This is a genomic window from Stenotrophomonas sp. Sm2128, from assembly GCF_030985535.1.
GTDB classification, from domain to species: domain Bacteria; phylum Pseudomonadota; class Gammaproteobacteria; order Xanthomonadales; family Xanthomonadaceae; genus Stenotrophomonas; species Stenotrophomonas maltophilia.
The window spans coordinates 178,249-191,343 of record NZ_JAPTFQ010000001.1 but is presented as its reverse complement, the minus strand read 5'-3'; the positions used below and the strand labels follow the sequence as shown (position 1 = coordinate 191,343).

Annotated in this window: 10 protein-coding genes; 7 read left to right on the top strand and 3 right to left on the bottom strand. The window is 64.9% G+C overall.

Annotated features, from left to right (window positions below):
- Positions 1–92: 92 nt before the first annotated feature.
- Entirely contained in the window at positions 93–1,217 is a 1,125-nt protein-coding gene (locus tag O0K41_RS00795) for a GNAT family N-acetyltransferase (protein WP_164221913.1), read from the bottom strand.
- Positions 1,218–1,419: 202 nt separating this feature from the next.
- Between O0K41_RS00795 and O0K41_RS00790 the strand changes: the two genes are divergently transcribed.
- Positions 1,420–2,964 (top strand): N-acetylmuramoyl-L-alanine amidase, encoded by a 1,545-nt coding sequence (locus O0K41_RS00790; RefSeq protein WP_239503555.1) that lies wholly within the window; start codon positions 1,420–1,422, stop codon positions 2,962–2,964.
- A gap of 81 nt (positions 2,965–3,045) precedes the next feature.
- Here O0K41_RS00790 and trxB read toward each other — a convergent pair whose 3' ends face one another.
- Positions 3,046–4,017, bottom strand: a complete 972-nt coding sequence (trxB, locus tag O0K41_RS00785; protein WP_005409600.1) for a thioredoxin-disulfide reductase — start codon at positions 4,015–4,017, stop codon at positions 3,046–3,048.
- Between the two features lie 233 nt (positions 4,018–4,250).
- Here trxB and O0K41_RS00780 point away from each other — a divergent pair, with 233 nt between their 5' ends.
- The 5 genes from O0K41_RS00780 to O0K41_RS00760 all read left to right on the top strand — a co-directional run bounded on the left by O0K41_RS00780 (position 4,251) and on the right by O0K41_RS00760 (position 11,660).
- Positions 4,251–6,611, top strand: a complete 2,361-nt coding sequence (locus tag O0K41_RS00780; RefSeq protein ID WP_005413288.1) for a DNA translocase FtsK — start codon at positions 4,251–4,253, stop codon at positions 6,609–6,611.
- Positions 6,612–6,650: 39 nt separating this feature from the next.
- Complete coding sequence (locus tag O0K41_RS00775; protein WP_005409602.1) at positions 6,651–8,594, top strand: DUF3857 domain-containing protein; 1,944 nt, start codon at positions 6,651–6,653, stop codon at positions 8,592–8,594.
- Between the two features lie 111 nt (positions 8,595–8,705).
- Positions 8,706–9,344 (top strand): outer membrane lipoprotein chaperone LolA, encoded by a 639-nt coding sequence (gene lolA / locus O0K41_RS00770; protein ID WP_049448152.1) that lies wholly within the window; start codon positions 8,706–8,708, stop codon positions 9,342–9,344.
- 483 nt (positions 9,345–9,827) lie between these two features.
- On the top strand, positions 9,828–11,126 hold the full coding sequence (locus O0K41_RS00765; protein WP_005409605.1) for a replication-associated recombination protein A: 1,299 nt from the start codon (positions 9,828–9,830) through the stop codon (positions 11,124–11,126).
- 144 nt (positions 11,127–11,270) lie between these two features.
- Positions 11,271–11,660 (top strand): DUF805 domain-containing protein, encoded by a 390-nt coding sequence (locus O0K41_RS00760; protein WP_164221911.1) that lies wholly within the window; start codon positions 11,271–11,273, stop codon positions 11,658–11,660.
- A 73-nt stretch (positions 11,661–11,733) separates the two neighbouring features.
- Here O0K41_RS00760 and O0K41_RS00755 read toward each other — a convergent pair whose 3' ends face one another.
- Complete coding sequence (locus tag O0K41_RS00755) at positions 11,734–12,108, bottom strand: hypothetical protein (protein WP_164221909.1); 375 nt, start codon at positions 12,106–12,108, stop codon at positions 11,734–11,736.
- Positions 12,109–12,547: 439 nt separating this feature from the next.
- Between O0K41_RS00755 and O0K41_RS00750 the strand changes: the two genes are divergently transcribed.
- On the top strand, positions 12,548–12,880 hold the full coding sequence (locus O0K41_RS00750) for a transposase (protein ID WP_049448143.1): 333 nt from the start codon (positions 12,548–12,550) through the stop codon (positions 12,878–12,880).
- The last annotated feature ends 215 nt before the right edge of the window (positions 12,881–13,095 follow it).

Here is a 13,095-nt window from a genome sequence, read left to right as displayed (position 1 = left end):
GCCAACGTTGGTTGGCGCGCCCCACTGCCCTGGTAGGTGCCAACCTTGGTTGGCACGCTTCTCGGCGCCGCGCCAGTCGAGCCAGCTCGGCACTACGGCTCTATGCGGAACGGCCCATGCCCCTGCAGCTCCTGCTGGTAGCGCCGCACATCGCGCCGTTCCTGCCGGCACCAGTCCTGCAGTGCTTCTTCGAAATCCTCATCGGCCACCCAGTGCCGGCTGCGCACCAGCGTCGGCAGGAAGCCCCGCGCCAGCTTGTGCTCGCCCTGTGCACCCGGTTCGAATCGGGTCAGCCCTTCGCGCAGGCAGTATTCGATACCCTGGTAGTAGCAGGCCTCGAAGTGCAGGCCGGGCAGGGTGGCGCCGCCCCAGTAGCGGCCGTACAGGGTGTCGCCACCGCGCAGGCACAGCGCGCCGGCAATCGGCTCGCCGTCCTGTTCGGCCAGGAACAGCACCAGCCCGCGACCCAATGAAATGGCCAGATGGCGCAGGAAGGCCTCGGTCAGCGCCGGAGCGTTGCCGTATTCGAGGAAGGTCTGCAGATAGAAGCGGTACATTGCCTGCAGGTCGGCGCGGCTGGCTTCATCGCCGTGCACCACGCGGAAGGTGATGCCCTGGCGGGTGACCTTGGCCCGTTCCTGGCGGATGTTCTTGCGATGCTTGTGGTTCATCGCGCCAAGGAACTGCTCGAACGTGGCCCAATCGCCCGGGTTCTGCCACTGGAACTGCACGTCTTCGCGCAGCAGCCAGTCATCGCCGAACAGCGCCTCGTCCACTGCGGTGTGGAAGTTGATATGGGCCGAGGACACGTCCAGTGCAGGCAGCGCCTCGCGCAATGCCGACAGTAAGGTGGCGCGCCCTGAATCGTGACGGGCCAGCAACCGCGGGCCGGTGACCGGCGAGTACGGCACCGCGCCCAGCCACTTCGGATAGTAGTCGCGGCCATGACGGGCATACGCGTTGGCCCAGGCATGGTCGAACACGAACTCGCCGTGCGAATTGGTCTTCAGGTAGCCCGGAATGGCGCCGACCAAGCTGTCTCCTTCCCAGAGCGTGAAGTGCCAGGGCTGCCAGCCCCAGTCCTCGCGCAGGCAGCCGTGCTGTTCAAGGCCTGAGAGGAAGGCGTGGCTGACGAAGGGGTTCTGCCCGTCGTGCAGGGCATTCCAGTCGGTGGCGGGGATGGACTGCAGGGAGTCGAGGAAGCGGGGGGAAGGCATGAGGGAAGGATAGGGCAGGCGGGGCGCCTTCGGGGCTTAGTGGGCGTTTGGTTACGCCTTTGGCTTGAGGAAATTCAGAACCTCATGGCATTGCGAACGGGGGCGCCCTGTCTCTCCGATCGCGCCGCCAAGGTGATGGCGCAGCCGCTGGACTGAACATCATCAGCCGCTGGACTGAACATCATCACTCGAGGAACTGCATATGAGCCACACACCTTTGCTTCGCAGTCTTGCCGCACTCTGCCTGATCGTCACAGGTCAAGCGATCCATTTGCCTGCCATGGCAGGCCAAGGGGGAGCGCAGATTGACGCTGCGCGAACTGATGCGGAGCTGGATACCGTTCTTACAAGAAGGGCGCAGGAAATCCTGGATCGATCACCAAGGCTTGAAGGGCAGGCGAGGCACATTCGAGTGCGGGTTGGGTTTGAACTGGGGGCGGGGATTCTGCGGATTGATTTCGGCCCGGGATTCATCCCGGAGCATCATGGCGCCAGCTTTGAAGATCAGCACGACGCATTCCGTCACGAGTTGACACTGCTTGCCGAACAGGTTCTGCCGGTTACGAAGATTGTGTATCTCTATGAGGGGCGCCCGAGGCAGGACTATTTTCCCGAGATCAGGGAGGAGGATGAGGCGGCGCTCCGCGCAAGGAGTGCTCTCCCCCGGCGTGGACATGCATTCGTTTCGGCATCGCATGGCTACTACTATCATCACGGTTGGAGGCGATGGGTGTTGCAGCGGGATGAATTTCACGGAGTTCAAGAGGATTTCATTACGCCGGGATATGCGGACGAGCTGCAGCTGTTGCTTGCTCAGCGGAGTGGGGCAGCGACGACGCGCCCACGATCCCAGCTGGCTGAAGCTGTTCACCCTGAGGCACTGCATCCGTGGTGGCAGATGGCCGCGCGCTACGCGATCAAGGAGCGCTTTCCAGAGAATCCCAGGATCTGGAACTCAAAAGGAGATCGCATCTACGCCAGGCGCGACTATGACGACGACATCAACAGCCGACCCTTGCTGGCAAATCACGTAGGTTCCGAGGTCGCACTGCACCTCCATACAAACGGTGTTGATGACCAGCGTGTGACAGGCGCCCGCGTTGTCGTGCAGCCGGGGCGCCCGCAGGACGCGGAGCTGGAGCGCAACATCCTCTGTTACATGAAGGAGCTGATCCGAAGTGTCGACGGTTACGAGGAATTTCAGGTCACCAGCGAGCCGTTTCTTGAGGACAAAGGCGAGAATCGCCTTGCGGAGATGCCGTCGGCTATTGTGGAGATGGCCTTCCATACAAACCCAACCGATGCCGCAGCCTTGCTGGACCCGGCATTTCGCACCGCCTCAATGAAGGGTGTCGAGAAGGGCTATCGGCTGTTCCGCGAAGGTGAGGGTTGTGTGCCGTTGAAGGTGGAGCCCATCCAGTCCATCGAGCTGTCCGCGGGGAATTCACGGCGCGTCGATGTGGTGTTTGAGGGCCATCCCCGGTACCCGATTGATCTGGTCACCACCAATGTGGGTTGCCCGCCCGGATGGACCTGCACCGACGGCAAGGTCCACATCGCTGCGCCGGATGAGAAGCCCAGTCAGATCATCATGAAGTGCGAGAACGCTGGCAGCGCCCCCTTGTTCTGGAACACCCAGGTGGTCGATGCCGATGGCGTGAAGTCGCCGCCGGTCAGGCACAGGGTGCAGTGCATACGGCGGCCGGGTGGGTTGAGTGTTGCGGCGACAGCTCTGGCCGGCTCGTGAAAGCGAAAAGGCCGACGCACTGGCGTCGGCCTTTTATCCAGAGTCGAGCGCGGCTCGACCCTACAGAAGCAGGTCAGCCTCTCAGCTGGCCTTGCCCTGCGCGTCCAGGTAGCGCTCGGCATCCAGCGCGGCCATGCAGCCGAAGCCGGCCGAGGTGATCGCCTGGCGGTAGTGCTGGTCCGCCACGTCGCCGGCGGCGAACACGCCTTCCACCGAGGTCTGGGTGGCATTGCCGCCCAGGCCCGAACGGATTTCCAGGTAGCCGTTGTTCATTGCCAGCTGGCCGTCGAACAGGGTGGTGTTCGGGTGGTGGCCGATGGCCACGAAGAAGCCGTGGGCGTCGATGTCGCGAGTGCTGCCGTCCAGGGTGGACTTCACGCGCACGCCGGTCACGCCGGCATCATTGCCCAGCACTTCTTCCACCTGGTGGTGCCAGACGGTCTCGATCTTGCCTTCGGCCACCTTCTTGAACAGCTTGTCCTGCATGATCTTTTCCGCCTTCAGTGTGTCGCGGCGGTGGACCAGGTAGACCTTGCGGGCGATGTTGGACAGGTACAGGGCCTCTTCCACGGCGGTGTTGCCGCCACCGACCACGACCACGTCCTGGTCGCGGTAGAAGAAGCCGTCACAGGTGGCGCAGGCGGACACACCGCGGCCCTTGAACTCGTCTTCGGTCGGGATGCCAAGGTACTTGGCGGTGGCGCCGGTGGCGATGATCAGCGCATCGCAGGTGTACTCGTGGCTGTCGCCGATCAGCTTGAACGGGCGCTGCGACAGGTCGGCGGTGTGGATGTGGTCGAAAATGACCTCGGTCTCGAAGCGTTCGGCATGGGCCTGCATGCGCGCCATCAGGTCCGGGCCCATCAGGCCGTGGGCGTCACCCGGCCAGTTGTCCACCTCGGTGGTGGTCATCAGCTGGCCGCCCTGCTGCAGGCCGGTGATGACGACCGGCTTCAGGTTGGCGCGGGCGGCGTAGACGGCGGCGGTCCAACCGGCCGGGCCGGAACCGAGGATGACGAGGCGCTGGTGGCGGGAGGGCAGGCTGGTGCTCATGTAAACTCGCGAAAAGGTAGATGGGACAAGGCGCTGGCGATGTTTGCGCAGCATCCTTGGCTGGTCATAGAGTGGCGGCTGGGGCAGGGCGATTCAAGCCGATGAACGGAACGCCGTCATCCAGCAGTGGTTTCGGCCCCCGGATTGGCCTGCCGGACGTCGCATAACTGAAAACTGACGCCGTCTCATTTATTATCAATCACTAACAGCGCATTCCAAAGGTATGGTCTAAGGTGGCGAAGCAGGTCCCCGAACGCTCCAAGTCCGACGACAGCAAGGCGTCACGTCGCACGGCCGCGGCGGCGACGACCGACAATCCACGCCGCCAGCGTCTCTGGCGCGATCTGGGCCTGATCGCCATCGCGCCGGCCCTGCTGTACCTGGCGGCCAGTCTTTTCACCTATTCAGCGACTGATCCGGGCTGGTCGCATACCGGCAGCGTGGTCGCGCCGGTGCACAACCTGGGTGGCCGCGCCGGGGCCTGGATCGCCGACGTTCTGCTGCAGCTGTTCGGCTACATCGCCTTCCTGCTGCCGGTGGTGCTCGGCGCGCTGGCGTGGATCGCCATGTTCGGGCTCAAGCGCGAGAGCAAGGGCGAGAACGACCTGGATCCTGCGCTGCGCCTGGTCGGCCTGGTCGGTTTCCTCATCGCCGGCACCGGCTTCCTGCACGTGCGCCTGTTCAGTGGCGACGTCTCCAGCGCCGGCGGCATCCTCGGCAAGCTGGTGGGCAATTCGCTCACGGTGGGCTTCGGCGCTCTGGGCGCCAACCTGTTCGTGCTGGTGCTGCTGCTGGCCTCGATCACGCTCGCGACCGGGCTGTCCTGGTTCACGGTGATGGAGAAGATCGGCCGCGGCGTGATGTCGCTGGCGCCGTTGCTGGAACGCAAGAAGGAAGAAGTCACCGAGTGGAAGCAGACCCGGGTGATGCGCGAGGAGCGCCAGGAAGTGCGCAAGGCCGACGCCGAGGTGCGCGCCAAGCGCGAGCCGGTGAAGATCGAGCCGCGTCCGGAGCCGGTGATCGAGAAGAGCGATCGGGCCAAGCGCGATACCCAGATTCCGATGTTCCGCGGCGTCAACGGTGATGGCTCGGACCTTCCGCCGCTGGCGCTGCTGGATGATCCCAAGCCGCAGCCCAAGGGCTACGACGAAGAGACGCTGGAGACCCTGTCGCGACAGATCGAGTTCAAGCTGAAGGACTTCCGCATCGATGCGCAGGTGGTCGGCGCCAATCCCGGCCCGGTCATCACCCGCTTTGAGATCGAGCCGGCACCGGGCATCAAGGTCAGCCAGATCAGTTCGCTGGACAAGGACATCGCGCGCGGCTTGTCGGTGAAGTCGGTGCGCGTGGTCGACGTCATTCCGGGCAAGTCGGTGATCGGCCTGGAAATCCCCAACGTCACCCGCGAGATGATCTTCCTGTCCGAGCTGCTGCGCTCGAAGGAATATGACAAGTCGGCCAGTGTGCTGACCTTGGCGCTGGGCAAGGACATCGCCGGTCGCCCGACCGTGGCCGACCTGGCACGCATGCCCCATCTGCTGGTGGCCGGTACCACCGGTTCGGGCAAGTCGGTGGCGGTCAACGCGATGGTGCTGAGCCTGTTGTTCAAGGCCTCGCCGAAAGACCTGCGGATGCTGATGATCGACCCGAAGATGCTCGAACTGAGCGTCTACCAGGGCATCCCGCACCTGCTGGCACCTGTGGTCACCGACATGAAGGAGGCCGCGAACGGCCTGCGCTGGTGCGTGGCCGAGATGGAGCGCCGCTACAAGCTGATGAGCGCAGTGGGCGTGCGCAACCTGGCCGGCTTCAACAAGAAGGTGAAGGAAGCCCAGGACGCCGGCCAGCCGCTGATGGACCCGCTGTTCAAGCCGAACCCGGAACTGGGCGAGGCGCCGCGCCCGCTGGAAACGCTGCCGTTCATCGTCATCTTCATCGACGAATTCGCCGACATGATGATGATCGTCGGCAAGAAGGTGGAAGAGCTGATCGCGCGCCTGGCACAGAAGGCACGTGCGGCCGGCATCCACCTGATTCTGGCCACGCAGCGCCCGTCGGTGGACGTGATCACCGGCCTGATCAAGGCCAACATCCCGACCCGAATCGCCTTCCAGGTCAGCTCCAAGATCGACTCGCGCACCATCCTCGACCAGTCCGGCGCGGAAACACTGCTGGGCCACGGCGACATGCTGTACCTGCCGCCGGGCACCGCGCTACCCGAGCGCGTGCATGGTGCGTTCGTGTCCGACGATGAAGTGCATCGCGTGGTCGAGCACCTCAAGGCGATGGGCCCTGCCGACTATGTCGACGGCGTGCTGGACGAAGTGCAGACGATGGGCGACGGCGTGGTCGTCGGCGCCACCGGCCTGCCCGAGAACAGTTCGTCCGGTGACGAGTCCGACCCGTTGTATGACGAAGCGCTGCGGGTGGTCACCGAGACCCGCCGTGCATCGATTTCCGGCGTGCAGCGCCGGCTGAAGATCGGCTACAACCGTGCAGCGCGACTGATCGAGGCCATGGAAGCGGCCGGCGTGGTCAGCCCGCCCGAGCACAACGGCGACCGCACGGTGCTGGCACCGCCGCCGCCGAAGTAAGACCCGACGTATCCCCCACGACGTCCAAGGAACCGACGCATGCTTCACCCCGTACCAAGCGCGCTGGCACTGGCGCTGGCAGCCTTCCTGGCTGCCGGCCCGGCACTGGCAGACACCGCCACCTCCGCGCCCGCCACGGCGCCGCCTTCCACCAGCGGCGATACCGAAGCCAGCAATAATTTCAGCATTGTCCGTTACCGCGCCGACTATCAGGTGCGGCCGGATGCCGGCAATGTGCAGACCGAAACCTACGAAGTGCTGCTCAAGACCAAGGCCTCGGTCGAGCAGTTCAGCCAGGTGCGGCTGAGCTACAGCGAGAAGATGGAAACCCTGGAGGTGCTTGGCGCCTACACCATTACCGCCGACGGCCAGCGCCGTGACGTGCCGGCCGACCGCATCTACACCCAGGAAAGCTACTCCAGCGCCTCGGCGGCGATGTATGCCGACCGCAAGGTACGGGTGATCGTGTTCCCGAACCTGGCCCCGGGCACCCGCCTGTACTACCAGGTGCGCCGCACCCAGGCCACGCCGTACTTCCCGGGCTATTTCGGCTTGTGGGAGACCTTCAATGTGTTCACCGAGTACGAGGACGCCGAAGTCACCCTGAGTGCGCCGGCCAACCTGCCGATGTTCATCGACAGCCGCGGCGTGCAGGGCAGCGATCGCCCGACGGTGAAGAACGGCCAGGCGCAGTGGCGCTGGCGCTACCAGCGTCGCGAGGCGATGCCGGCGCAGAACTGGTCGGCGGCGGGCTGGGAGTTCGGCCCGAACATCATGGCCAGTACCTATCGTGACTGGTCGCAGATGGGTCGCGCCTACCAGCTCAAGGCGGGCCCGGCGGCCGAGGTGACCCCGGCGCTGCAGGCGCTGGCTGATGAGATCACCGCGGGTATCAGCGACCGCCGCGAGCAGGCTGATGCGCTGTATCGCTGGGTTGCGCAGAACATCCGCTACGTGGCGGTGTACCTGGGCAATGGCGGGCTGGAGCCGAACAGCGCGCAGAGCATCCTCGACAACCACTATGGTGACTGCAAGGACCATGTGACGATCCTGGAGGCGCTGCTGGCAGCCAAGGGCATCGCCAGCTCGCCGGTGCTGATCGGTGCCGGCGGCGGTCCGACGCTGCCGAAGATTCCGGTGCTGGGCCGCTTCAACCACGCCATCACCTACATTCCCGAGTTTGATCTGTACCTGGATTCGACCACCGCGTGGGCGCGCTTCGGTCAGCTGCCAGAGGGTGACCTAGGTGCACCGGTGATGCGTACCCGTGACGCCACGCTGGCGCGCACCCCGGCCAACACGCCGGAGCGTAACGCCACCTCGATGGAGGTGCGTTTCACCTTCGACGCCAACGGCAACCTGCGTGGAGAGACCATTCCGAAGCTGGGCGAGAACGCCGAGATCGGCATGCGCGCCCAGTTCTCCCAGCTCAACGCGCAGAACCGTGCGCGCGCTGAAGAGCAGATCATGGCCGCCTCCGGTTTCGATGGGCGAGGGCAGCTGCAGATCCAGGGCGTGCCGGTCGACCTGACCCGGCCGTTCGGCTACCGCATGGCGTTCCAGGCCGAGGACTACGCCGACTTCAGCGTGGCCGGCGGCATGGCCGTGCCGGACCCGCCGGGTGGCGAGTCGGTGCGTGGGCTGTACGCCACTGCCTCGGCGCCGGCCAACGAAACGCCGTTCTACTGCAATGCCAGCCTGCGCGAGGAAACCTATCGCCTGCAGTTCCCGGCCAATGCGCCGATCATCGCCATCCCGGCCAGCCAGCGTTTCGCCAATGCCGCCGGCGAGTACCGGGTGGACTGGAGTCGCGAGGGTCAGGAGGTGATCGTGCACCACCGCTTGCAGCAGAATGCAGTGCGTGGGCCAGAGGCGTTGTGCCAGCCGCAGGACTATCCGGCGTTCCGCGCGCTGTATCGCGAAGTGCGGCGTGGCTTCCGCGGCCAGGTGCTGTACGGCAAGCTGCCGGGATCCGGTGGCTGAATCGCCGATGGACGTTCAGGGCGGCATAATGTCGCCCTGATCGCCCATTCATCTTTCCCCGGGCACACTGGCAACCACCTTTCCTGGCGCCCGCGCCCACAGGATTCCCGCATGAACTTCCGCTTCCGCCGTTTCCTTGCCACCACCACCTTGGCCGTGGCCTGCGCCGCCGCCGGCAGCGCCTGGGCTGGCGCCCGCGATGACCTGAAGACCTTCACCAGCGGCCTGAAGGGCCTGGATGGGCAGTTCAGCCAGCAGGTGTTCGACAGCCGCGGCAAGGTGAAGGAATCGACCAGTGGCCGAGTGGCGCTGTCGGCGCCGCGCCTGTTCCGTTGGGAATACGTGCGCCCGCACGAACAGCTGATCGTGGCCGACGGCAAGAAGGTCTGGATGTACGAGCCGGACCTGGAGCAGGCCACCGTGCGCGAGCAGGGCAAGGAAGAGCAGAACAGCCCGCTGACCGCGCTGATCAACCCGGCGCTGCTGGAGCAGCAGTACGACGTCAGCGAAGAGGCCGCGCAGCGCGACGGCCTGCAGTGGCTGTCGCTGTCGCCGAAGCGCGAGACCGAAGCCAGCTTCCAGTACGCCGCGCTGGGCTTCAACGCCCAGGGCCTGGCCAGGATGGAAATCACCGATGCGGTTGGCCAGCGTACCGTGATCAGCTTCAGTGGCTGGAAGCGCAACCCGGGCTTCGCGGCCGGCACCTTCAGCTTCACCCCGCCGAAGGGCACCGACGTCATCGGCAATTGATCTGTGGGCGGAGGCGCTTTGGTGGGTGTCAACCTTGGTTGACACGCTTTTGATCTGCCGGCTTTGATCTGCCGGCCAGCGGCCGGCACTACCACCCGTGCGGCCTGATCCGCCGGGCATGGCCTGGCCCTACCTGCTCTGGTGGGTGCCAACCGGGACCGCCTTGGTGGGTGTCAACCTTGGTTGACATGCTTTTGATCTGCCAGCCAGCGGCCGGCACTACCACCCGTGTGGCCTGATCGCCGGCATGGCCCGGCGCTTTCTGCTCTGGTGGGTTTCAACCGGCACCGCCTTGGTGGGTGTCAACCTTGGTTGACACGCTGTTGATCTGCCGGCCAGCGGCCGGCACTACCAGACATCGCGTCCCGCCCGCCGGGCACGGCCCGGCGCTACCGTTGGGCGGCGCGGTACAATGACCGGGTGCCAAGACATCGCTCCACTTCATTCCCCGGACCCGATCTGCTGAGCGTCGATCGGGAACACATGCGCCCGCTGGCCGAGCGCATGCGCCCCCGCACCCTGGACGAAATGGTCGGGCAGAAGCGCCTGCTGGCGCCGGACAGTGCGCTGCGCCGCGCGGTCGAATCCGGTCGCGTGCATTCGATGATCCTGTGGGGGCCGCCGGGCTGCGGCAAGACCACGCTGGCGCTGCTGCTGGCCGAGTACGCCGATGCGGAATTCCGCGCCATCTCTGCCGTACTGTCCGGCCTGCCGGAGGTGCGCCAGGTGCTGGCCGAGGCCGCGCAACGCTTCGCCGAAGGCCGCCGCACCGTGCTGTTCGTGGATGAGGTGCACCGCTTCAACAAGGCGCAGCAGGATGCGTTCCTGCCGCATATCGAGCGCGGCACCATCCTGTTCGTCGGTGCCACCACCGAGAATCCATCCTTCGAGCTGAATTCGGCGCTGCTGTCGCGTTGCCGCGTGCATGTGCTGGAAGGCGTTTCGCCCACAGACATCGTTGAGGCGCTGGAGCGTGCGCTGGGTGACCGCGAACGCGGCCTGGGTGAAGAGCACATCGAGGTCGCTCCCGAGCTGCTGCTGGAAATTGCGACCGCCGCCGACGGCGACGTGCGCCGTGCGCTGACCCTGCTGGAGATCGCCGCTGAGCTGGCGGGCGGGGAGGGTGGGCGCATCACGCCGCAGACCCTGACCCAGGTGCTGGCCGATCGTACCCGCCGCTTCGACAAGGGCGGCGAGCAGTTCTACGACCAGATCTCGGCGCTGCACAAATCCGTGCGCAGCTCCAACCCGGACGCCGCGCTGTACTGGCTGACCCGCATGCTCGATGGCGGCTGCGATCCGTCTTACCTGGCGCGCCGGCTGACCCGCATGGCCATCGAGGATATCGGCCTGGCCGACCCGCGTGCGCAGAGCATGGCGCTGGAAGCGTGGGACATCTATGAGCGGCTGGGCAGTCCGGAGGGAGAGCTCGCGTTCGCCCAACTGGTGCTTTATCTGGCCAGCACGGCGAAGTCGAACGCCGGCTATGCGGCCTTCAACCAGGCCAAGGCCGAAGTGCGCGAGAGTGGTACCGAAGAAGTGCCGCTGCACCTGCGCAATGCGCCGACCAAGCTGATGAAGGAACTGGGCTACGGCGCCGAGTACCAGTATGACCACGATGCGGAGGGTGGCATCGCGCTCGACCAGACCGGTTTCCCGGATGCGATGGGCGAACGGGTGTACTACAACCCGGTGCCGCGCGGGCTGGAAATCAAGTTGAAGGAAAAGCTGGATCGTTTGCGCGCCGAGCGCGAGGCTGCGCGCGCCGCGAAGGGCCGCTGACCCGGTTCATGTGGCGTCGAGCCATGCTCGACTGCTTTTCGCAGCACTTCACGGCTCCCGACAGCCGAGCATGGCTTGGCTCTACATTGTCCTGCACGCGTTCATTTGGCACACTGCGCGGCTACTTTTTCAAGGATCGATGCCGTGCAGGAAATGATTCTGCCGTTGAAGCGCTACGCCCAGTTCGAGGGCCGCGCGAACCGCCGCGAGTACTGGATGTACCAGCTGTTCCTGTTCCTGGTCGCAACGGCAGTGTTGCTGCTGGCCGGCGTGCTGGCGATCCTCCTGCGCAACAGTGCCGAAGCGCTGGCCGGCATCCTGATCGGCATGGTGGTGCTGCTGTGTGTGATGTGGCTGGCCACGATCGTGCCGCTGATCGCGGTGACCGTACGCCGCCTGCATGACTGCAACCAGTCGGGCTGGCTGTTCCTGCTGGCGCTGGTACCGGGTGGCGGGATCGTGATCATGATCTTCTCGCTGCTGCCGGGCACGCCGCAGGAGAATGTGTATGGTCCGGTGCCTACGGGGCCGTGATGATGCATGAGTCGAGCATGGCTCGACGCTACAGAGGCAAAGAAATGAAGCCGGCATTTTGCCGGCTTCAGCTTTACTTGACGGCGCAATCGCCGAAGGACAGGTAATCGGTGCCCGAGCTGAACTGCAGCGTGCAGCTGGCGGTGAAAGTCGCGCCTTCTTCCAGTGCGCCCAGCTTGGCCGCCTGCTGTTCGTCGTCGCTGGTCAGCCGGGCCAGGACATTGCCCTGGTCATCGCCGGCCTCGATCAGTGGCTCGCCCGCCAGGTTGCTGGAAACGCTCAGTGCTACGGCAGTGAATGTCACCGTCTGGTTGAGTTGGTCCATGCTCAACGTCGAATTGCCGGCCTCTTCAAAGGCCTGGTAGAGCGTTGGGAGATCCTGCGCGGCATGGGCGGCCAGCGGCGCGAGCAGGCCGAGGGTAAGGGCGATCAGTGCGGTGTGCTTCAAGGGTTCTCACAATCATGGGATCCAATCCCATGGCGGTTGTGGCGCGAATGGGCGCGGCCAGCACGGCGGTGAGCTACCCGACGTCCGGCTGCGCTGGAAGCAGGGCGATCCAATGCCCTGTTGGGCTGCAACATAGGGGAAGTACCGCGTCCTGTTCAACTGGAGCGTCCGCTCGCAACGGCGAGGCCGAGGCTCGATTCAAGCCTTCCGGACCTGCTGTTCGTGCAGATCGGGCATGGCCGGCTGACCTGTGCCGGTGTACAGGCCGGCGCACCGGCGAAATTGAGAATGAATGAGACGGGCGTAATTGAGCCTTGCCGCGATCTTCACCTAGGGTGACGCGCCGTGCAGCGTGCACGCGCGCCGTCGACCATGGGGTCGTCGCGGCCCTTCCTACCTGTCCATAACCATGAAGCCACATCCGCTTGCCAGCAGCCGCATGAGCGAACTGCAATGGAGCGAGGTCAAACGTCACCTGGCCCTCCCGCTGCGCGCACGCGTCCACCGCCGGGATGATGCCTATCGGCAATTCATCGAGGCCGTACTTTGGGTTGCGAGGGGAAATGCCCCCTGGGCCAGCATCCCCGAAGAGGCCGGGCCGTGGCGTCCGATCTATGTCCGCTATGTCCGCTGGGCGGAGTTGGGGTACTGGGCCGACGTTTGTGATGGACTCGGGGTGAACAGCCCCCTGGGTGCGGCGCTGCGCGCCCATGTAGAGCGCAGCCGGGCCCGCAGTGAATGGCGGCAGCAGCGGCGAGGCGCCGTTTCCTGATGTTCTTTGTGCTGCCTGTTTCGCTAGCAACACATTGAAAAGTCTGGGAAAAATTTCGAATGAGATGGAATGAGAACGAATGAGCGGGCCCTAGATGTCGCGCTGGCCTGCGGTTCCTAGCATTCCGTTCCATGGCACTCGATATGTGCCTTTTGTCTCATTCACACGGACTGACAGATGAAAGCGATGTCTTCTCGCCCCAGCGGGCGACTGCT